The organism is Microbacterium sp. LjRoot205 (assembly GCF_056175745.1).
On the sequence record NZ_JBGFFH010000003.1, the window covers coordinates 203,661 to 224,508 of the forward strand.

General features: G+C 69.5%; 14 protein-coding genes and 1 other RNA gene. 14 read left to right on the forward strand and 1 reads right to left on the reverse strand.

All coding sequences use genetic code 11. The features are described from left to right. Positions 1 to 50 precede the first annotated feature (50 nt). Positions 51 to 2,954, reverse strand: a complete 2,904-nt coding sequence (locus AC04ME_RS08990) for a hypothetical protein (protein WP_475434628.1) — start codon at positions 2,952 to 2,954, stop codon at positions 51 to 53. A gap of 50 nt (positions 2,955 to 3,004) precedes the next feature. Between AC04ME_RS08990 and ffs the strand changes: the two genes are divergently transcribed. The 14 genes from ffs (at position 3,005) to AC04ME_RS09060 (ending at position 20,848) form a co-directional block, all read left to right on the forward strand. Continuing rightward, positions 3,005 to 3,101, forward strand: an RNA gene (gene ffs / locus AC04ME_RS08995) — signal recognition particle sRNA small type. A 43-nt stretch (positions 3,102 to 3,144) separates the two neighbouring features. Beyond that, positions 3,145 to 3,762, forward strand: a complete 618-nt coding sequence (locus AC04ME_RS09000) for a rhomboid family intramembrane serine protease (RefSeq protein WP_455905329.1) — start codon at positions 3,145 to 3,147, stop codon at positions 3,760 to 3,762. After that, on the forward strand, positions 3,759 to 4,517 hold the full coding sequence (locus AC04ME_RS09005) for a hypothetical protein (RefSeq protein WP_475434630.1): 759 nt from the start codon (positions 3,759 to 3,761) through the stop codon (positions 4,515 to 4,517). The genes AC04ME_RS09000 and AC04ME_RS09005 overlap by 4 nt, the downstream gene beginning before the upstream one ends. Positions 4,518 to 4,577: 60 nt before the next feature. Then, on the forward strand, positions 4,578 to 6,701 hold the full coding sequence (gene pta / locus AC04ME_RS09010) for a phosphate acetyltransferase (protein WP_309690437.1): 2,124 nt from the start codon (positions 4,578 to 4,580) through the stop codon (positions 6,699 to 6,701). Next, the gene (locus AC04ME_RS09015) at positions 6,698 to 7,918 is read left to right on the forward strand and encodes an acetate/propionate family kinase (RefSeq protein ID WP_475434632.1); all 1,221 of its coding nucleotides are present in this window, start codon (positions 6,698 to 6,700) and stop codon (positions 7,916 to 7,918) included. Before pta ends, AC04ME_RS09015 begins: the two co-directional genes overlap by 4 nt. Before the next feature lie 105 nt (positions 7,919 to 8,023). Further along, the gene (locus tag AC04ME_RS09020; protein WP_475434634.1) at positions 8,024 to 8,830 is read left to right on the forward strand and encodes an HAD family hydrolase; all 807 of its coding nucleotides are present in this window, start codon (positions 8,024 to 8,026) and stop codon (positions 8,828 to 8,830) included. Continuing rightward, a complete protein-coding gene (locus AC04ME_RS09025) occupies positions 8,827 to 11,331 on the forward strand; it encodes a glycoside hydrolase family 65 protein (RefSeq protein WP_475434636.1) in 2,505 nt (834 codons plus the stop codon). The genes AC04ME_RS09020 and AC04ME_RS09025 overlap by 4 nt, the downstream gene beginning before the upstream one ends. 2 nt (positions 11,332 to 11,333) lie before the next feature. After that, the gene (locus AC04ME_RS09030) at positions 11,334 to 12,413 is read left to right on the forward strand and encodes a DUF2207 family protein (RefSeq protein WP_475434638.1); all 1,080 of its coding nucleotides are present in this window, start codon (positions 11,334 to 11,336) and stop codon (positions 12,411 to 12,413) included. A 104-nt stretch (positions 12,414 to 12,517) separates the two neighbouring features. Next, entirely contained in the window at positions 12,518 to 14,947 is a 2,430-nt protein-coding gene (locus AC04ME_RS09035; RefSeq protein WP_475434640.1) for a DNA polymerase III subunit gamma and tau, read from the forward strand. Beyond that, on the forward strand, positions 14,947 to 15,540 hold the full coding sequence (recR, locus tag AC04ME_RS09040; protein ID WP_056373698.1) for a recombination mediator RecR: 594 nt from the start codon (positions 14,947 to 14,949) through the stop codon (positions 15,538 to 15,540). The genes AC04ME_RS09035 and recR overlap by 1 nt, the downstream gene beginning before the upstream one ends. Continuing rightward, a complete protein-coding gene (locus tag AC04ME_RS09045; protein ID WP_475434642.1) occupies positions 15,537 to 16,475 on the forward strand; it encodes a DMT family transporter in 939 nt (312 codons plus the stop codon). Before recR ends, AC04ME_RS09045 begins: the two co-directional genes overlap by 4 nt. Before the next feature lie 202 nt (positions 16,476 to 16,677). After that, positions 16,678 to 17,961 (forward strand): aspartate kinase, encoded by a 1,284-nt coding sequence (locus AC04ME_RS09050; RefSeq protein ID WP_042539694.1) that lies wholly within the window; start codon positions 16,678 to 16,680, stop codon positions 17,959 to 17,961. A gap of 260 nt (positions 17,962 to 18,221) precedes the next feature. Then, positions 18,222 to 19,292 carry an aspartate-semialdehyde dehydrogenase gene (locus tag AC04ME_RS09055; RefSeq protein ID WP_475434644.1) on the forward strand — a complete coding sequence of 357 codons (1,071 nt, stop codon included), beginning with the start codon at positions 18,222 to 18,224 and terminating at the stop codon, positions 19,290 to 19,292. 83 nt (positions 19,293 to 19,375) lie between these two features. Continuing rightward, positions 19,376 to 20,848 carry a malate:quinone oxidoreductase gene (locus AC04ME_RS09060; protein ID WP_475434646.1) on the forward strand — a complete coding sequence of 491 codons (1,473 nt, stop codon included), beginning with the start codon at positions 19,376 to 19,378 and terminating at the stop codon, positions 20,846 to 20,848.

Below are 20,848 nucleotides of genomic sequence, written 5' to 3' on the forward strand. Positions count from 1 at the left end.
CCGGGTCCGGGTCCGGGTTCGGGGGCGGGGTGCGGTCCGCGACGCGACCGTCAGCCCCAGACGCGGGCGCGGGGCTCCGCGGCGTCGAGTCGATCGTCGGCGCTGCGGGCGATCCGCAGCAGCGCGAGCCCCTGGACCCCGGTGAGCTCGTGCAGCGTGCAGGTGCCGATCAGCGCCTGCCAGTGCTCGCGGAAGCGTTCGGCGTCACCGCGACGGCGAGCGATCAGCCGAGGCACCGCCAGCAGAGTGCGTCCGGGCGAGAGGCGATCGGCGAGCCGCTCGAGCAGTCGCAGACGTGGCAGGCCGGCGGCGTCGATTCGCAGCAGGAAACGCGGAGTGCGCGCCGGCGCGAACAGCTCCTCCACGGCGTCTGCGATCACGCGCGCGTCGTGGGCTGAGCCTCCCAGTTCGATGCGGATCCGGGTCGGATCCGCATCGTCCGGTCGTGCCACGATCATGGCGTCGTCGACGGGGCCGATCCGGTCCGCGTCGTGCAGGGTGCGGGCGACGGCGATCGCTGCCGCCCGGTAGATCCCGGCGGGCCGCCGACGGTCGCGCAGCAGCCGGGCGAGCATCCGCAGCGATGAGACGGCGGCAGCGGCGGCTCCACCGCCGAGCGCGAGCGCGGCCCACAGCAGCGGGGCGACATCGGCTCCCGACGCCATGAGCACGCCGACGAGCCCGCCGACTCCGGCCGTTCCGGCGACGAAGGCTCCCACAGCGCCGGCACCCGCTGCCTGCCCAGTGCGCAGCAGCGGTGCGCGCGGGGCGCGACGCACCGCCACGACCTCGCGTTCGCGCGGTTCATATCGCTCGCCGATCCGCCACTCGCTCCTGGTGCTGCTCCGGGTCGGCCACTGTTCGCGCAGCAGTGCGTCGAGATCGCCGATGGAGGTGGACGTGTCCTTGTCGAGTACTCGCTCCCATGCCTCGGCGACCGCGGTGGGGAGCGCGTGGCCGAGTCCGCTCACGATCCGACCGTCGCCGTCGGCGCTCAGACCCCACAGGTGCGAATGACGGCGGCGCAGTCGAGCCGGTTCAGACGAGTCGTCGAGGTCGACATCCGAGGGGATCAGGCAGACGACCGACCAGTTGTGCGCGACCTTCTCCGGCCAGTCCGGATCCAGCCGCAGGGTGCGGCCCCGAAGCTGCTGTGTGCCCGATGAGGTGGCCACGGTCGTGAGGTCGATCAGGGTGTTGACGGCCGGGCAGTCCCAGCCTTCGCCAAGAAGTCCGCGGGTGCCGACGAGCAGCCGCACGTCGCCTCGGCGGATCAGTTCCGACACCGCGCCGACGAGACGTCCGCTTCCGACGCCCCGCACCTCAAGGTCGCGCACGGGCCCGATGCCCGCGGCGACTTCGACGTGTTCGCCGATCAGCTCGGCCAGCGCCCGCGCGAGGTCGGCCGCATCGTCGGCGCGGACGCGCAGGTGCCCGGAGGTGAGCAGCACGGGCCGGAGCGCCGCGGTGGCGTCGTCGACGGCGAGCAGATCGAACGTGCGCAGTGCCCCGGCTGGAGCGTCGCCGGACAGCCCTCGGTTGTTGCCGTGCTCGACGAAGTCGGTGACGACGACGGCGCAGATGCGGTCGCCGTCGTCGCCGTCGAGCTCTCGGCGGAGGATCTCGACGGTCGCATGATCCTTCGCCGCCGAGAATGCCAGGGTGCTCTCGACCGGGTTGCGGCCTCGACGGATGCCGCGGTCGGTGAGGGAATAGCCGAAGTCGGCCAGAGAGCGTCGGACGTACTCCCACTGTCGCGCGGCGGCGGGGTCCGACAGCAGTCGCACCTGGGCGAAGCGCGAGAGCACCGTGAGCAGGTCGTGGGTGGTGCAGCGCTCGAGCAGCACCGGTGGGATCGCGGCGACGAGCGGATGCCGCGGCGCGACCTCGCGCAGCACGACAGCGCAGGATCGTGTGAGGGGGAAGTCTGCAGAGAACGCACGGTCGAGGCGTGTGAGCGGCGTTCCCTCGCCGTCGGAGTCCTCTGCCGGTTGCAGCTGATGCTCGAGGTACGACACCGCGTCGGGCGTCGACAGCACCCGGGTGATCATCTCGTGCAGCAGGGCCTCGTGACGACGGATGAATCCGGCCTCTGCGGGCGTGGGCTCGGTGAACATCACGTGGTCGCGATAGGGGGCCAGATGGCCCTCCTTCACCACGGCGGGGGTCGGCACCTCGTAGTCGACCTCGCCGAGCAGCTGGCTGTAGTTCTCGAACTCGGTCTCGTCGTCGGGAGAGGGAAGGGTCGCGGTCAGGCCGATCAGCAGCGGTTCGACGCCGCTCTCGCGGATGCGACCGGCGAGGTACGCGACCACGATGGCCCAGTGATCGAGAAGGTGATGGCATTCGTCGAGCACGACCGTGCGCACACCCGCGGCCACGAGACGATCGATCAGGGCGACGGCGTTCGGATGCAGCACGCGGGCGAGTTCGGCGGGCCGTCGCCTCGCGAAGTGCGAGCGCAGGCGCCGGGAGCGGGTGCGGATGCCGGAGCGGTACCTCCCCGGGTTGTCGATCGCCAGTTCGGCGAGCCACGTCGCCGCGTCCGCCTCCACGCGCCCGCTCGCCGTGAGCTCCTCCACCCACACCGAGCGCGCGAGGTCGTCGAACGGCGAGCCGTCTCCGGTCACGCTGAGCAGCTGATAGGTCAGTGCCGTCAGATCGCCGATCCGCGCGGGGTCGTCCGAGACGGCCGCGGCCTGCGGTGCCAGCGCCCCAGCGGTGCGCACCCACTGCTGGCGGATCGTCACCGTCGGCGAGAGCACGAGGGTGCGATGGCCTTCGCGTGCGGCGAGCAGCAGGCCGAGCACGGTCTTCCCGGAGCCGGGCGGGGCGACGATGTGCAGCGGACCCGCTCCTCCCGGTGCGAGACGCTCGAGGACCTCGGCCTGGTAGGTGCGAAGTGTGCCCGGAAAGCGCCACCTCGACAGGGGAGTGGCGGTGACGGGATCCATGACCTGCCCAGTCTGTCAAAGAGCGGGTGCCGACATCGGCTAGACTTGTCGACGGCTCTCCGCGTGGCGGCATCCAGGCCAATTCCCCCAGGGCGGAAACGCAGCAAGGGTAACCGGGCTCTGCTGGGTGCGCGGAGAGTCACTTTCTTTTTGTCAGCGTCCTCCGGGCCAGTCCTGACAGGATCGTGACGTGACAAGGCCAGATGTGATCAGCACCGCCGATTCCCCGCGCTCCAGTGCTCTCGGTCGTTTCGCAGCGCCTCTTCTGCTCGTCGCCCTGATGTGGGCTGTGCAGCTCGTCGACGCGGTCCTCCCCGGCTCTTTCACGGGCTTCGGGCTCCGGTCGTGGGATCTCTCGGGCCTCGGCGGCATCGTCGTCGGTCCTCTTCTGCATGCGGATTGGGCGCACCTGATCGGCAACACCGTGCCGCTTCTCGTGCTCGGCTGCCTCGTCGCCGTCGAGGGCGCACGCCGGTTCTGGACCGTCACCGCGTTCGCCGCCGTGATCGGCGGCCTCGGCACGTGGCTCGTGAACGCGCCGGGGGCGTTGACGGTCGGGGCGTCRGGCCTCGTCTTCGGATACTTCGGATACACCGTGATGCGGGTCTTCGCGCCGGGACGAGTGGCACACCGCGTTCTCTACGCGATCGTCGCGCTCATCGTCATCGGCCTCTACGGCGGATCCATGCTCGCGGGCGTCGTCGGCGTGCGCGAGGGCATCTCGTGGCAGGCGCATCTGTTCGGCGCGATCGGCGGCGGCCTCGCCGCGTTCGTCGGCAGAGGCAGCACCACGACCCGAGGCTCATGAGCACGACCAGGAGCACCCGAGGAGCCGCGACTCGCAAGAAACCGGCCGGAAAGAAGCCGACCGGAAACAAGCCGGTCGGCAGAAAGCCGACAGCCAGGAAGTCGGCGAGAGGGAAGGCGCCGACCCGTCAGAGGTCGCGCACGCGTCGTGCGTCGCCGCGTCGTGGAGCGCAGCAGCGGATGCGCCGAGCGAAGCTGCTGCGTCGCATCGCGTTGTCCGTCGCGGCCGTGATCGTCGTCGCGCTCGCCGCGGTGCTGATCCCGCTGGGGCTCGCTCACGAGAAACCGCTGGCGATCTGCATCACCGATCCGACCACGTTCCCCGAGTCGGGCGTGGCGGGGTGGCAGGGCGAGCAGCTCGAGAATGCCGCGACCATCATGCAGACGGCGACCGCGCTCGGCTTCGGTCGCGACGGTCAGATCCTCGGGGTGATGACGGCGATGGGGGAGAGCAGCCTGAACAACATCGACTACGGAGACTGGGAGACGATCGGGTTCACCAACCCCGACGGCAGCCGAACGACGAGCATCGGACTCTTCCAGCAGCAGCACTGGTGGGGGTCGGCCGAGCAGCGCATGGACCCGGCGACCGCCGCAACGCTGTTCTACGAACGTCTCGCGAGGGTGCCCGACTGGCAGTCGATGGATCCGTCCCTCGCGATCCACCGGGTGCAGATCAACGTCGACCCCACCTACTACACGCGCTACGCGTCGGATGCCACGGCTGTGGTCGACGCTCTCTCCACGCCCTGCTGAGCGTTTTCGCACGGCTGTCAACCCAGCGAGATCATGAGGTCGTGCACCTAGGGTGGAGCTGTGGCGCAGAGCATATACATCACCTCGGCCGAAGGCCATACAGGCAAGTCGACCATCGCCCTCGGTGTGCTCGATGCGCTCATGCGCGTCACGCCCCGGGTCGGCGTCTTCCGTCCGATAGCGCGGTCGGTCGCCGAGCGCGACGACGTGCTCGAGCTGCTGCTCGCGCACGACGGAGTGCACCTCGACTACGAGGACTGCATCGGCGTGACCTACGACGATGTGCGTGACGATCCCGACGGGGCGCTCTCGACGATCGTCGCTCGGTTCAAGGCCGTCGAGGCGCAGTGCGACGCCGTGGTCATTATCGGCAGCGACTACACCGATGTCGCCAGCCCCGCAGAGCTCGGGTACAACGCCCGGATCGCCGCGAACCTGGCTGCGCCCGTGCTGCTCGTGCTGAGCGGTCGCGATCAGCAGCGTCAGGCAGAGCAGCTGGGAACCACCACCGCCCGCACTCCCGCCGCGGTCGGGCAGATCGGGGCGCTCGCGCTCTCCGAACTCGAGGTCGAGCGCGCCGAGCTGTTCGCGGTGATCGTGAATCGAGCCGACCCCGAGCAGCTCGACGGGATCGAGGAGGCCGTCGCTGCGTTGCGTCCGCAGAAGACCACGCCCGTCTGGGCGATCCCCGAGGACCGTACGCTGGTGGCGCCGTCGATCGACGGCATCCTCGCGGCCGTCGACGGCCGGCTCATCAAGGGCGACCCTGATCGTCTCGGCCGCGAGGCCCTGACGATCGTGGTCGCGGGCATGTCGATGGTCAACGTGCTTCCCCGGCTCACGGAGGAGTCGGTGGTGGTGATCCCCGCCGACCGCACCGAGGTGCTGCTGGCGACGCTGCTCGCCGATGCCTCCGGCACGTTCCCGCGGGTCGCGGGCATCATCCTCAACGGCCCTTTCCCTCTTCCCGAGCCGATCGTGCAGCTGCTCGACGGCTTCACCTCGACCGTGCCGATCATCGCGACGGACCTGGGCACCTACGACACCGCGGTGCGCGTGATGGGAGCGCGGGGTCGCATCTCTCCCGAGTCCCGCGGCCGCTACGATCGCGCGCTGGGGCTCTTCCAGACCCACGTCGACATCGCCGAGCTCACCACCCAGCTGGGGCTCGCCGAGTCGCGCGTCGTGACTCCGCTGATGTTCGAGTACGGACTCATCGAGCGCGCACGCTCCGACCGTCGGCGCATCGTGCTGCCGGAGGGCGATGACGATCGCATCCTCCGCGCGGCCGCCACTCTGCTGGCGCGCGAGGTCGCGGACCTCACGATCCTCGGCGACGAGTCGGCGATCCGGGCGCGCGCCGTCGAGCTCGGCGTCGACATCTCGGCGGCACAGGTGATCAGCCCGACCGATCCCGAGATGGTCGAGCGCTTCGCGACGGAGTATGCGCGGCTGCGCGCGCACAAGGGCATCACGCTGGCACAGGCGGCCGACACCGTCACCGACGTCTCGTACTTCGGAACGATGATGGTGCACCTCGGGCTCGCCGACGGCATGGTCTCGGGCGCCGCCCACACGACAGCACACACCATCCGTCCGTCGTTCGAGATCATCAAGACGAAGCCGGGAGTCACCGTCGTGTCGAGCGTCTTCCTCATGGCGCTCGCCGACCGCGTGCTCGTGTACGGCGACTGCGCGGTGATCCCGGATCCGACCAGCGAGCAGCTGGCCGACATCGCGATCTCGTCTGCGGCGACCGCGCAGCAGTTCGGCATCGAGCCCCGCATCGCGATGCTGTCGTACTCGACCGGCGAATCGGGATCGGGGGCCGACGTCGACAAGGTCCGCGCGGCCACCGCCCTCGTGCACGAGCGCGCCCCGGAGCTGCTCGTCGAGGGACCGATCCAGTACGACGCCGCCGCAGACGCCGCGGTGGCGAAGGCGAAGCTCCCCGACTCCGCGGTGGCCGGCCGCGCGACCGTCTTCGTCTTCCCCGACCTCAACACCGGCAACAACACCTACAAGGCCGTGCAGCGCTCGGCGGGCGCCGTCGCGATCGGCCCGGTGCTGCAGGGGCTCAACAAGCCGATCAACGACCTGTCGCGCGGTGCGCTGGTCGACGACATCGTCAACACCGTGGCGATCACCGCCATCCAGGCGCAGTCCGAAGGAGCGACGGCGTGAGCGCGATCCTCGTCATCAACAGCGGGTCCTCGTCGCTCAAGTACAGCCTGATCGACATCGAGAACGAGAACGAGCTCGCCGCGGGACTCATCGAGCGGATCGGTCAGGACCTCAGCGCGGTCCGGCACACGGTCCGTCCGGACACCACTGCGGATGCGGTCGTGGCGATGCTCGACGCCTCATACGACTCCGAGCGCCCCGTCGCCGATCACGGCGCGGCCTTCACGGTGATGCTCGAGCAGTTCGCCGAGCATGGTCCGCTGCTCGACGAGCATCCTCCGGTCGCGGTCGGTCACCGCGTGGTGCACGGAGGGGCGCGGTTCTATGCGCCGACGCTCGTGACTCGGAACGTCGAGGAGCAGATCGAGGAGCTCTCGGTGCTCGCCCCGCTGCACAACCCGGCGAACCTGGCCGGGATCGTCGCGGCGAAGGCGGTGTTCTCCGGCGTCCCGCATGTCGCCGTGTTCGACACGGCCTTCCACCAGACCCTCCCTCCGGCCGCCTACACGTACGCGATCGACGCCGAGCTCGCCGCCGAGCACCGGGTGCGTCGATACGGATTCCACGGCACGAGCCACCAGTTCGTGAGCGAATCGGCGGCCGCGTTCCTCGGACGCGACCTCGGCACACTGCGGCAGATCGTCTTCCACCTCGGCAACGGCGCATCGGTGACCGCGATCGACGGTGGACGATCGGTCGAGACGTCGATGGGGCTGACGCCGCTCGAAGGACTCGTGATGGGAACCCGCTCGGGAGACCTCGACCCCGCGGCTCTGGTGCATCTGTCGCGGAGAGCCGGATATTCGATCGACGATCTCGACGTGCTGCTGAACTCGCGCAGCGGCCTGAAGGGACTCGCAGGGCACAGCGACATGCGCGACATCCTCGCCGGCAGGGATGCCGGAGACGCGGCGGCGACGCTCGCGTTCGACGTCTACATCCACCGCCTGCGCGCCTACGCGGGGTCGTACATCGCCCAGCTCGGCGGTGTCGACGTGATCTCCTTCACCGCGGGGGTCGGCGAGAACGCGGCCGTCGTGCGCGCAGAGGCGATGGCCACGCTCGGATTCGCCGGCGTCGAGATCGATCAGGGGCGCAACACCGCGCGGCAGCGCGGCATCCGACGGATCTCCACCGACGACTCTCGGGTCACCGTGCTCGTCGTGCCCACCGACGAAGAGCTCGAGATCGCGAGACAGACCTCTCGCCTGCTCTGATCGACACGCCTCGGGGGTTACCGCCCGGCGCCGGGCCGCACTACGCTTGCACAGTGGCACGGAGAGGTGCCGGAACAACCCCTCGTCCTTCTCCTGGAGGCTCCTGTGCCCGAAGCTCTGCCCGATCTGCTCCGCGCCGAAGGCGTCCTGTTCGACCTCGACGGGGTGCTGACGCCGACCGCCGAGGTGCACATGCGCGCCTGGAAGGTCGTGTTCGACGACGTGTTCGAACGCTGGGGGATCACGCCGGCGTACTCGGATGCCGACTACTTCGACTACGTCGACGGCAAGAAGCGCTATGACGGCGTGGCGAGCCTGCTGCGCAGCCGCAACGTCGAGATCCCCTGGGGAGCGGTCGACGACCCGCCCGAGGCCGAGACGATCTGCGGCATAGGCAATCGCAAGAACGCCGCATTCGCCGAGTCCCTGCGGGGCGAGGGCATCGCACCGTTCCCCGGCTCGCTGGCGCTCGTCGAGAAGCTGCACGCCGCCGGCATCCCGATCGGCGTCGTCTCCAGCTCCAAGAACGCCGAAGAGGTGCTCGCCGCCGCCGGCCTCCGCTCGTTCTTCCGCGTCGTGGTCGACGGTGTCGTCGCAGAACGCGACAACCTCGCCTCGAAGCCCGCCGCCGACATGTTCAGCGCCGGTGCCGCGGCGCTGGGCGTCGATCCGGCCCGCAGCATCGCCGTCGAGGATGCCACCTCAGGAGCGGCCTCCGCGGCCGCCGCCGGGTTCGGGGTCGTCGTCGGCGTCGACCGCGGCACCGGAGCCGACGCGCTGCGCGCCGCCGGTGCCACCGTCGTGGTCAGCGATCTCGACGTGTTCGTCGACGCCGCCGCCGACGAGGGTGCGCGCTCCGATTCAGACTCCGCCGACCAGGACACCCGCTCCGACAACGAGGACCCCGCATGATCGACCGCGACCGCTTCCCCGTCGACCCCTGGCGACTCATCGAGACGCGATACTCCGAAGACGGAGTGGCCGAGACCCTGTTCGCCGTCGGCAACGGCTACCTCGGGCTCAGGGGCAACCACATCGAGGGTCGTGGCGCCCATGAGCACGGCACCTTCATCAACGGTCTGCACGAGACCTGGCCGATCCGGCACGCCGAGCAGGCCTACGGCTTCGCCGAGGTCGGGCAGACGATCGTCAACGCACCGGACGCCAAGGTCATGCGCGTGTACGTCGACGACGAGCCGATCTCGTTCGACGAGGCCGACGTGCGCGAGTACCGCCGCACGCTCGACATGCGCACCGGCGTGCTCGAGCGCGTCGTGGTGTGGGAGACGCCGTCGGGCAAGCGTGTGCGCATGCGCGACGAGCGCATCGTCAGCTTCGAGGAGCGACACCTCGCCGTGCTCCGTCTCGAGGTCGTCGTCGAGAACGCCGACGCCCCCGTCACCGTCAGCTGCCAGATGATCAACCGCCAGGACGGCGCCGGCGTCTACGCGGGCACCCCCAACCAGGCGAAGGGCGGATTCGATCCGCGCAAGGCCGAGAAGATCGCCGAGCGCGTGCTCGAGCCCGGCGAGTACTGGCAGGACGGATTGCGCTCGGCGCTGTCGTACAGCGTCGCCGACTCCGGAATGACGGTCGCCGTCGTCGCCGATCACATCATCGAGACCGAGAACGACTACACGTCGCGCACGCTGATCGAGGCCGACATCTCGAAGAACGTGTTCCGCGTGCAGGCGAAGGCCGGAGTGCCCATCACTGTCACCAAGCTCGTCAGCTACCACACCTCCCGGGGCGTGCCGGCTCGCGAGCTCGTCGATCGCTGCCGTCGGTCGCTCGACCGCGTCGCCTTCGAGGGCGTCCAGGCGCAGTTCGACCGGCAAGCCGAGTGGCTCGCCGCCTTCTGGGGTCGCAGCGACGTGCAGATCGGCGGGCACGACGACATCCAGCAGGCGACCCGCTGGTGCCTCCTGCAGCTCGCTCAGGCGTCGGCGCGCGCCGACGGAACGGGTGTGCCTGCGAAGGGCGTCTCGGGATCCGGATACAGCGGCCACTACTTCTGGGACACCGAGATCTATGTGCTCCCGTTCCTCACCTACACGTCGCCGCAGTGGGCACGCAACGCGCTTCGGGCGCGAGTGCTCATGCTGCCTGCAGCCCGCCGAAGGGCCGCGCAGCTCAATGAGGCGGGCGCGCTGTTCCCCTGGCGCACGATCAACGGCGAAGAGGCGTCGGCCTACTACGCGGCCGGCACCGCTCAGTACCACATCAACGCCGACGTCAGCTTCGCGCTCGGCAAGTACGTGCGTGCGACCGGCGACGAGGACTTCCTGCGCCGTGAGGGCATCGACATCGCCATCGAGACGGCTCGCCTGTGGGCCACGCTCGGCTTCTGGCGCACCTCGCGGCTCGTCGCCGACACGAAGGACGACGACGGCATCGAGACCTTCCACATCCACGGTGTGACGGGGCCCGACGAGTACACGACGGTGGTCAACGACAACCTCTACACGAACGTCATGGCACGCTACAACCTGCGCTACGCGGCGAGGGTCGTGCGAGAGGCGCAGGAGGCCGACGGCGAGGAGTTCGCCAGGGTCATCGAGCGCACCGGGCTCGCCGAGGGCGAGGCGGAGGGATGGGAGCGCGCCGCCGACGCGATGTTCATCCCGTTCAGCGAGCGCCTCGGCATCCACCCGCAGGACTCGCTGTTCCTCGAGCGCGAGGTATGGGATCTGGCCCACACGCCGAAGGAGCAGCGCCCGCTGCTGCTGCACTTCCACCCGCTCGTCATCTACCGGTTCCAGGTGCTCAAGCAGGCGGATGTCGTGCTCGCACTGTTCCTGCAGGGCAACCACTTCACGCCGGAGGAGAAGAAGGCGGACTTCGACTACTACGACCCGCTGACCACCGGTGACTCGACGCTGTCGGCGGTCGTGCAGTCGATCCTCGCCGCCGAGGTCGGCTACCAGGATCTCGCTCTGCAGTACTTCCGCCAGTCGCTGTTCGTCGACCTGCACGACCTGCACCACAACGCGGCAGACGGCGTGCACGTCGCCTCCGCCGGTGGCGTGTGGACGGCTCTCGTGTGCGGCTTCGGCGGCATGCGCGACTACGCCGGCGAGCTCAGCTTCGACCCGCGGCTGCCCGCCGACTGGCCGTCGCTGTCGTACCCGCTGCAGTGGCAGGGATCCGCATTGCAGATCACGCTCACGACGGACGAGCTGCGCGTCCGCGTGGACAGCGGAGACCCGGTGGCGTTCACGGTGCGCGACGTCGCATACATCGCCACGACCGATCGCGAGGTCGTCGTGCCGCTCGCGGACCAGGGACCGCTGATCCCCGGCCGCCCGTCGCTGCGGCAGTTCGCGGACGCTCTTCGTGAAGACGGCACGCGCCTGTCGGCATCCGTCCCGGTGATCACGACCGCGATCCCCATCATCGAATCGATCGACTGAGGGTGCTGATCACTGCAGCGCTGTTCGGGCTGGCGCCCGCGCTGCTCCTGCTGGTGCTCGCCGTGGTCGAGCGTGCGCGCTCCGCGCAGCGCGTGGCGTCGCCCGGGGCGCGGTTCACGCCCGCAGAGGGCGCGACCGTGCTGTACGACGCACTGCTGCTGAATGCGGATCGGAAGGCGGTCGCCGCCGCTCTGATCGACCTGGCCGTGCGCCGCAAGGTGCGGCTGCTGGTCGATGCAGATGCGGCGGAGTCGGGCGGGTCGCGAAAGCGTGCGCCTGTCGGCATGGAGATCGTCGACGGCGCGACGTTCACGCCCGAGGAGCTCAGCGTCCTCGAGGCGCTGTTCGGTCCGGATCACACTCCGGGGCGAGTGCGACGGTTCAGCTCGGATGCTCGGGCGCTGCACCGCCGAGTGCGCGGAGTCCTCGACGAGACGGAGAAGCGACTCGCGTCCGCGGGGCTCATCGCCCGGGGACGACGCGGGTGGGCCACGTTCCTGATCCGCGTCGCTGCCGTGCTGGTGATCGGGGTCTGCCTGCTCCTGCTCGTCGCCGCCTGGGCGGTGAGCGAACCGGGCGCCGCGCTCTACGTGGTGCTGATCGCCGGTCTGGTCGTCGCGATCGCCGCCATCGCGGTCGCACCGCGGCCGTGGCGCCGATTCCGCCCGGCCGCGCAGCCGATGCGCGCGCATCTCGCCGGGATGCGCGAGTACATCGCCCTCGCCGAGGCGGAGCCGCTGCGGTTCTCGCAATCCGCCGGGGGAGCAGAGCTGAGGGCGGATGTCTCTGCTGAGGCCTCGAGCGCACGACTCCAGAGGTTCCTGCTCAACGAGCGACTGCTGCCCTATGCGGTGCTCTTCGGCCTCGAACGCTCGTGGACGGCTGTGCTGCAGACCGAGTCGCGGGAGCTGCGTGTCGCCGAGGGGATCGATGGCGCCATGGAGGTGGCGGGGGCCGTGATCGACGTGATCGAGCTGGTGGGCGGCGTCGTGCATCTCGTGAGCGCGGTCGGCGAGCTCGTCGACGCGACAGGTGGGGTCGTCGAAGTCGTCGGCGGCGTCTTCGAGGCCGTGTCTTCCTGATTCCTCGCCGCTCGTCGGCGGCCTGAGCGGCGCGTCGGGGATCACCCGCACGATCGTCGGCGCCCGGCTGCCGGAACGTCCGTGGCACGCCGTAGGCTGTTCTGGTGACCACAGCCCTCTACCGCCGCTACCGCCCCGAGTCGTTCGGCGAGATGATCGGGCAGTCCCAGGTGACCGAACCTCTGATGACCGCCCTCCGCGGCGACCGTGTCGGCCACGCCTACCTGTTCTCCGGACCCCGTGGATGCGGAAAGACGACGTCTGCGCGCATCCTCGCCCGCTGCCTCAACTGCGCGGAGGGGCCGACCGATGTGCCCTGCGGCACCTGCCCGAGCTGCGTCGAGCTGTCGCGCGCCGGCGGCGGATCACTCGACGTCGTAGAGATCGATGCGGCCAGCCACAACGGCGTCGACGATGCCCGCGACCTGCGCGAGCGGGCGACGTTCGCTCCCAGCCGCGACCGTTACAAGATCTTCATCCTCGACGAGGCGCACATGGTGACGCCGCAGGGGTTCAACGCTCTCCTGAAGCTCGTCGAAGAGCCGCCGGAGCACGTCAAGTTCATCTTCGCGACGACCGAGCCCGAGAAGGTTCTCGGCACCATCCGCTCGCGCACGCACCACTATCCGTTCCGTCTGGTGCCGCCGGCCGCGATGCTCGAGTACGTCGAGAAGCTGTGCGGTGAAGAGGGCGTGGTCGCTGAGCGCGGCGTGCTGCCCCTGGTGGTTCGGGCAGGCGGCGGCTCTCCGCGAGACACGCTCTCGCTGCTCGACCAGCTGATCGCCGGGTCCGATTCGCCCGCGGGCTCCGAGACGGTGACCGTCGCCTACGAGCGCGCGGTCGCTCTCCTCGGCTACACGCACGCGGCGCTGCTCGACGAGATCGTCGACGCGCTCGCCGCCGCCGACGCGGCCGCGGCGTTCCCCGCCATCGACCGTGTGGTGCAGACCGGCCAGGACCCCCGTCGTTTCGTCGACGACCTGCTCGAACGCCTGCGTGACCTCATCGTGATCGCCGCAGTCGGTGCCGGGGCATCCTCCGTGCTTCGCGGCATCGCCGACGACGAGCTCGCTCGCATGCGCACCCAGGCGGACTCCTTCGGATCGGCGCGGCTGTCGCGCACGGCCGACATCGTCAGCGCCGCGCTCGACGACATGTCGGGCGCGACGTCGCCCCGACTGCACCTCGAGCTGATGGTCGCTCGTGTGCTCGCCTCAGGAGGGGGAGCGGAGACGGCCGCCGCTGTCCCGTCCTCGCAGAGCGCCTCCGCGGCACCGGCACGCGCGACGGTTCCTCCTGCTGCGGGGACTCAGCCCGCTGCCGCTCCCCGTGCTGCGGCTGTCCAACCCGCTGCGGCCGGTGCGCCCGCTGCCGGGACCCAGCGCGTCGCCGAGTCGGCCGACGTCGGGTCTGCTGACGTCGGGTCGGACGCCGTGGCTGAGACCACGGTGGCCGAGACCGCGGTGGTCGAGAACGCGGTGGTCGAGAACGCGGACGCCGAGCCCGCGGCATCGGGTGACGCGACATCGACGCCGCCGGCCGCACCGACCGCCGAGACCGCCCCGCCGTCGGGGCCGGTCGCGTTCGAGCAGATCACCGCCGCCTGGCCGGCCGTGCTCAAGCGACTCGAGAGCGTCAGCCGCACGTCGTGGCTGCTGGCCACCGCCGTGCAGCCACTCGCGTTCGTCACAGAGACCGAGGTGCTCACCCTCGGCTTCGCCAGCCAGCACGACGTGGCGAAGTTCAAGGGGACGACGCCGGGTTCCGGTCCGTCCGACCATCTGCGTGGAGCCATCGAGCAGGAACTCGGTGTGCGCGTCAAGTACCTGCCTGCGCCGATGCCCGCGGGTGGTGCGCCTCGCCAGCCCTCGTCGCCCTCGGCGGCGCGCCCGACAGATGACGCGCCCGCATCGGAGCCTGCGTCAGCGGGTTCACAGCGCGCTCAGCCCTCGCCTCCGCAGACTTCTTCTGCTGACGTACAGCGCGCTGAGACGCCCGCTGCTCGGACGTCGCCACCTCAGGCACACGGTGCATCCGCCGCTCCGGTGACCGAATGGGCGGTCGCGTCGATCCCGGCATCCGAGGTCGCTGTGCCCGTGCCGGTGGCAGTTCCGGCACCCGCCGCGGCGACGACCGTGCAGGCCGCTCCTGCCTCAGCGCCGATGGCGACACCGACGCCCCCCGGCGAAGATCGGCCCTCCGGAGGAGACGAGCCGCCGCCTCCCCTCGACGACGAGCCGCCCTATTTCGACGACGAGCCGCCCTACGACCCGTCTTACGAGCCTGCGCCCACATCGCAGGCCGCACCGGCGGCCGCCCGCGCGCAGTCGGCGTCTCCCTCCGCATCCGCGGGGCAGACGCCCGTGCAGGCAGCCCCGGTGCGCAGAGTGGCTTCGGCCGCAGCAGCCCCGGTGATCACCGAGCGCACCCCCGCCGGGGGAGTCCAGCGCTACGGTGAGGCCGTGATCCGCCAGGTGCTCGGCGCGACGTTCGTTCGCGAAGAGCCCTACGAGCCCCCGACGAGGTTCTCCTGATGTATGACGGAATCGTCCAGGAGCTGATCGACGAGTTCGGCCGGCTCCCCGGAATCGGCCCCAAGTCCGCGCAGCGCATCGCATTCCACATCCTGCAGACGCCGACGTTCGACGTCGCGCGGCTCGCCGAGCTTCTCGTCGAGGTGCGGGTGCGGGTGCGTTTCTGCGAGATCTGCGGCAACGTCTCAGAGCAGGATCGCTGTGCGATCTGCCGCGATCCCCGACGCAATACCGCCCTCATCTGCGTGGTCGAAGACGCGAAGGACGTCGCCGCGATCGAACGCACCCGCGAGTTCCGTGGCCTCTACCACGTGCTCGGTGGTGCGATCAGCCCGATCGCCGGCATCGGGCCGGACGACCTGCGCATCGCGCAGCTGATGACTCGTCTCGCCGATGCCACGGTGCAAGAGGTCATCCTCGCGACCAACCCCAACCTCGAGGGTGAGGCGACGGCCAGCTATCTCAGCCGCCTGCTCACCACCATGCAGATCACGGTGTCCCGCCTCGCTTCCGGCCTTCCGGTCGGCGGCGACCTCGAGTACGCCGACGAGGTCACCCTCGGCCGCGCATTCGAGGGCCGGCGCGTGCTGTGAGCACCCAGGGCGGCTTCACACGACGCGGCTGGCTGCTCTTCGGGGCCATGGCGCTGCTGTGGGGTGTGCCCTACCTGTTCATCAGCATCGCGGTCGAGTCGCTCTCGCCTCCCGCCATCGTCGCTGGGCGCACTCTCATCGCGGCCCTGCTGCTGCTGCCGTTCGCTCTCCGAGGCGGTGCGCTGAGAGCGGCGTGGAAGCACTGGCCCTGGGTCCTCGCCTTCGGGCTCGTCGAGATGGCCGGCCCGTTCGTGCTGCTCGGTCACGCCGAGATGACCCTGCCCTCCGGCATGACCGGTCTGCTCGTCGCCACCGTGCCGCTGTTCGCCGCCCTCATCGCCCTGGGCGGAGGAGACCGGGGCGTCCTGCGCCCGGCGCGCGGGATCGGTCTTCTCGTGGGCTTCATCGGCGTCGCGATCGTCGTCGCCGGCCCAGGACTCTTCGGCGGCGAGGTCAGTCTGCTCGCGGCCGGCGAGGTGCTGCTGGTCGCCATCCTTTATGCGATCGCGCCCTTCATCGTCGCGCGCAAGCTGAACGACGTCCCCTCGCTCGGCACCATCACGCTGTCCCTGCTCATGATCGGCGTGATCTATCTGCCCATCGGTCTGCTCACGCAGCACGAGGTGCCCACGCTTCCCTCGATCTTCGCGCTCCTGGCGCTGGCCGTCATCTGCACCGCTGTCGCCTTCCTGGCCTTCTTCGCGCTCATTCGTGAGGTCGGCCCTGTTCGTGCGCCGCTGTTCACCTACGTCAACCCGGTCGTGGCGATCATCCTCGGTGCGATCGTCCTCGCCGAGCCCCTGGCCCCGGGACTGCTCCTCGGATTCCCGCTCATCATCGTGGGCTGCTGGTTCGCCGCCACGGGCGGACGCCTCCGCCCGCAGGCATCCGCCGGCCCCGCTCTGGCCGTCACACCACTTCCGCCGGCTCCCTGACCTCTTCGCCGCCGAGCACGACTTCGGATGCCGTGGCCGACGCGCCGCGGCGTGACTCCGGAGACCGGCCTGTCCGTCACGAGGTCCGAAGCTGTGCCGGCCCACCCCTGACTTCGCCCGCAGCGTCACATGCGACGAAGCGCATATGCGCCGATCGTAGAATGAGGGTGGGCGGATCCGCCCGACATCCCAGGGAGTGAACGTGGCCCTCATCGTGCAGAAGTACGGCGGCTCCTCAGTCGCCGACGCAGAGAGCATCAAGCGCGTCGCCAAGCGCATCGTGGACACGCGACGAGCGGGGCACGACGTCGTCGTCGCCGTGAGCGCGATGGGCGACACGACCGACGAGCTGCTCGATCTCGCCAACGAGGTCGCGCCGATCCCCGCCCCGCGCGAACTCGACATGCTGCTCTCGAGCGGTGAGCGCATCTCGATGGCGCTGCTCGCCATGGCCATCCACTCGATGGGCTTCGAGGCGCGTTCGTTCACCGGCAGCCAGGCCGGAATGATCACCGACTCGCAGCACGGCGCGGCGCGCATCGTCGATGTCACGCCCGTCCGCCTGCGCGAAGCCCTCGACGAGGGGGCGATCGTCATCGTCGCCGGGTTCCAGGGCTTCAACCGCGACACCCGCGACATCACCACGCTCGGTCGTGGCGGCTCCGACACGACGGCCGTCGCTCTGGCCGCGGCCCTCGATGCGGATGTCTGCGAGATCTACAGCGACGTCGACGGAATCTTCACGGCTGACCCCCGCGTCATCCCGAAGGCGCAGAAGCTCGATCACATCGGCAGCGAGGAGATGCTCGAACTCGCCGCCAACGGGGCCAAGGTGCTCTACATCCGCGCCGTCGAGTACGCACGCCGTCACGGCGTCCTGATTCACGCCCGTTCGACGTTCTCGTCGTCCGAGGGCACATACGTTCTGGGCGAGGGCATGAAGAACCCTCGCGAAGCCGAGGGAGCAGCAGCCATGGAAGAACCGATCGTCGCCGGTGTCGCCACCGATTTCGGCCAGGCCAAGATCACTGTCGCGGGCGTCCCCGATGTTCCGGGCAAGGCCGCGGAGATCTTCAAGATCGTCGCCAGATCGGGTGCGAACGTCGACATGATCGTGCAGAACGTGTCGGCCACCGGCCGCACCGACATCTCGTTCACGGTTCCCAAGGCCGACTCGGCCGCGGCGCTCAAGGCGCTCGCGGGAGAGCAGACCGAGGTCGGCTTCCAGAACCTCGTGCACGACGACCAGATCGGCAAGCTGTCGGTCGTGGGCGCCGGCATGCGCACGCACTCCGGTGTCTCGGCGGTGCTGTTCGAAGCGCTGTCGGCCGGTGGCATCAACATCGAGATGATCTCGACCTCCGAGATCCGCATCTCGGTCGTGCTCCGAGACACAGACCTGGCCGAGGCCGCCCGCACCGTGCACACCGCGTACGGACTCGACGGCGACGCCGAGGCGACCGTCCACGCCGGCACCGGCCGCTGATCGAGCACGGACGGCGGGGATCTCCCCGCTGGGCGGACGCTCCGCCCGCGTGCTGACCGCCGGGCGGGAATCGTCCAGCCGGTCGTACCGCGCCGGCCCACCGGCCGCCGCCCAGCGGGTCGGCGGCCGCGACGGTCCTCGACCGGCGCACGGCACGATAGACTCACCGAAACCCTGACATCGGCGCCAGGCGCGGCATCCGCACCCCGACGTCGCGCCCGAAGCCTCGCATGCAGCACTGCACGACGCCAAGGAACATCATGACCCGCATCTCCGACTCAGGACTCTCCGTCGCCATCGTGGGCGCCACCGGCCAGGTGGGCACCGTGATGCGCGAGATTCTCATCGAGCGATCCTTCCCGATCCGCGAGCTGCGCCTGTTCTCGTCGTCGCGCTCTGCGGGCACGGCCATCGAGTTCGGCGGAGCGACGGTCATCGTCGAAGACGTCGAGACCGCGGATGCCGGGGGCATCGACATCGCCCTCTTCTCGGCCGGTGCGACCGCCAGCCGCGCGTACGCTCCGCGATTCGCCGAGGCCGGAGCCGTCGTCGTCGACAACTCCAGCGCCTGGCGCAACGACCCCGAGGTTCCGCTCGTCGTCAGCGAGGTCAACCCGCATGCGATCGACGACCGCCCTCGCGGCATCATCGCGAACCCGAACTGCACCACGATGGCCGCGATGCCGGCGCTGAAGGCCTTGGATGCCGAAGCCGGCCTCGAGCGGCTCATCGTCTCGACCTACCAGGCCGTCTCCGGCTCCGGTCTCGCCGGTGCCCAGGAGCTCCTCGGCCAGGTCGAGGGCGTGCTCGCCCAGGGCGACACACTGCGTCTCGTGCACGACGGCTCGTCCATCGACTTCCCCGAGCCCGAGAAGTACATCGCCCCGATCGCCTTCGACGTCATCCCGTTCGCGGGCAACCTCGTCGACGACGGCCAGAACGAGACCGACGAAGAGAAGAAGCTGCGCAACGAGAGCCGCAAGATCCTCGAGCTTCCCGATCTGCGCGTCGCCGGCACATGCGTGCGTGTGCCGGTCTTCACGGGCCACTCCCTCTCGATCAACGTCGAGTTCGCGAGAGACATCACCCCCGAGCGCGCCACCGAAGTGCTGTCCGCAGCGCCCGGCGTCGTCCTCGAAGAGGTGCCCACCCCGCTGCAGGCCGCGGGCAAGGACCCGAGCTTCGTGGGCCGCATCCGCGCCGACCAGTCCGCACCCGAGAACAAGGGTCTCGTGCTGTTCATCAGCAACGACAACCTGCGCAAGGGAGCGGCGCTGAACGCCGTGCAGATCGCCGAGATCCTCGCCAAGCGCCTGGCCGTCATAGCCTGACCGCATCTCCGTCATGCGGAACCGGTCTGGTCAGGCCGGCCCGCGTGGTCAGCAGTGCCGTGACCTCGAACTAGACTGTTCCGGTGACCGAAACCGTCGATGTCGTCTTGATCGGTGGTGGCATCATGAGCGCCACCCTGGGTACCCTGCTGCACGAATTGCAGCCGGATTGGAAGATCGTCGCCTTCGAGCGACTCTCCGATGTGGCTCAGGAGTCGTCCAACCCCTGGAACAACGCGGGCACAGGCCACGCGGCCCTCTGCGAGCTGAACTACATGCCGCAGCAGAAGGGTGCTCCGCTCGACCCGGCCAAGGCCGTCTCGATCAACGAGCAGTTCCAGCAGAGCCGCCAGTTCTGGTCGTCGCTGGTCGACAGGGGAGTGCTCGACGCGCCGTCGACCTTCATCAACGCGACCCCGCACATGACGTTCGTCCGCGGTGAGAAGGACGTCAAGTACCTCAAGGACCGCTACGAGGTCCTCAAGAAGCAGCCGCTGTTCGACGGCATCGAGTACAGCGAGGATTCGCGCGTCATCAACAAGTGGGCACCGCTGCTGATGCAGCAGCGCCGCAAGGGCGAGCCGTTCGCCGCCACGCGGGTGCCCGCGGGAACCGACGTCGACTTCGGTGCACTGACGCACCAGCTGTTCGATCACCTCACCGAATCGGGTGTGACGCTGCGCACCAACCACGAGGTCAAGAGCCTGAAGAAGCAGAAGGACGGCACCTGGCTCATCAACTACCGCACGACCATCGGGCGCACGCCGAACCAGATCAAGGCGCGCTTCGTGTTCGTCGGCGCGGGCGGCTGGGCTCTCAAGCTGCTGCAGCGGTCGGGCATCCCCGAGATCAAGGGGTACGGCGTGTTCCCGATCGGCGGGCAGTTCCTCAAGACCTCGAACCCGAATATCGTCGCCCAGCACAAGGCCAAGGTCTACTCGCAGGCGTCCGTCGGAGCACCGCCCATGTCGGTGCCGCATCTCGACACGCGCGTGGTCGACGGCGAGGCCTCGCTGATGTTCGGGCCGTTCGCGACGTTCAGCCCCAAGTTCCTCAAGAACGGCTCGATGCTCGACATCGTGTCGCAGGTGCGCACGCACAACCTGTGGCCGATGCTGCGGGTCGCCTTCGCGAACCCCGACCTCATCACCTACCTGGTCGGCGAGCTGCTCAAGAACCATGCGAAGAAGGTCGACAGCCTGCGCACGTTCATGCCGACCGCGAAGGACGAGGACTGGACCCTCATCGACGCAGGTCAGCGCGCGCAGGTCATGAAGAAGGATCCCAAGAAGGGCGGCATCCTGCAGTTCGGCACGGAGGTCGTCTCGGCTGCCGACGGCTCGATCGCCGGTCTGCTCGGTGCGTCGCCCGGTGCCTCCACTGCCGTGCCGATCATGCTCGATCTGCTCAAGAAGTGCTTCCCCGACGAGTACCCCGGGTGGGAGTCCGAGCTGCGTGAGCTCATCCCCACGTTCGGCGAGCAGCTGAACAAGGATCCAGAGCTGGCGGCGAAGTCCACCGCGGCGACAGCGGCCACTCTCGGCATCAACGAGTAG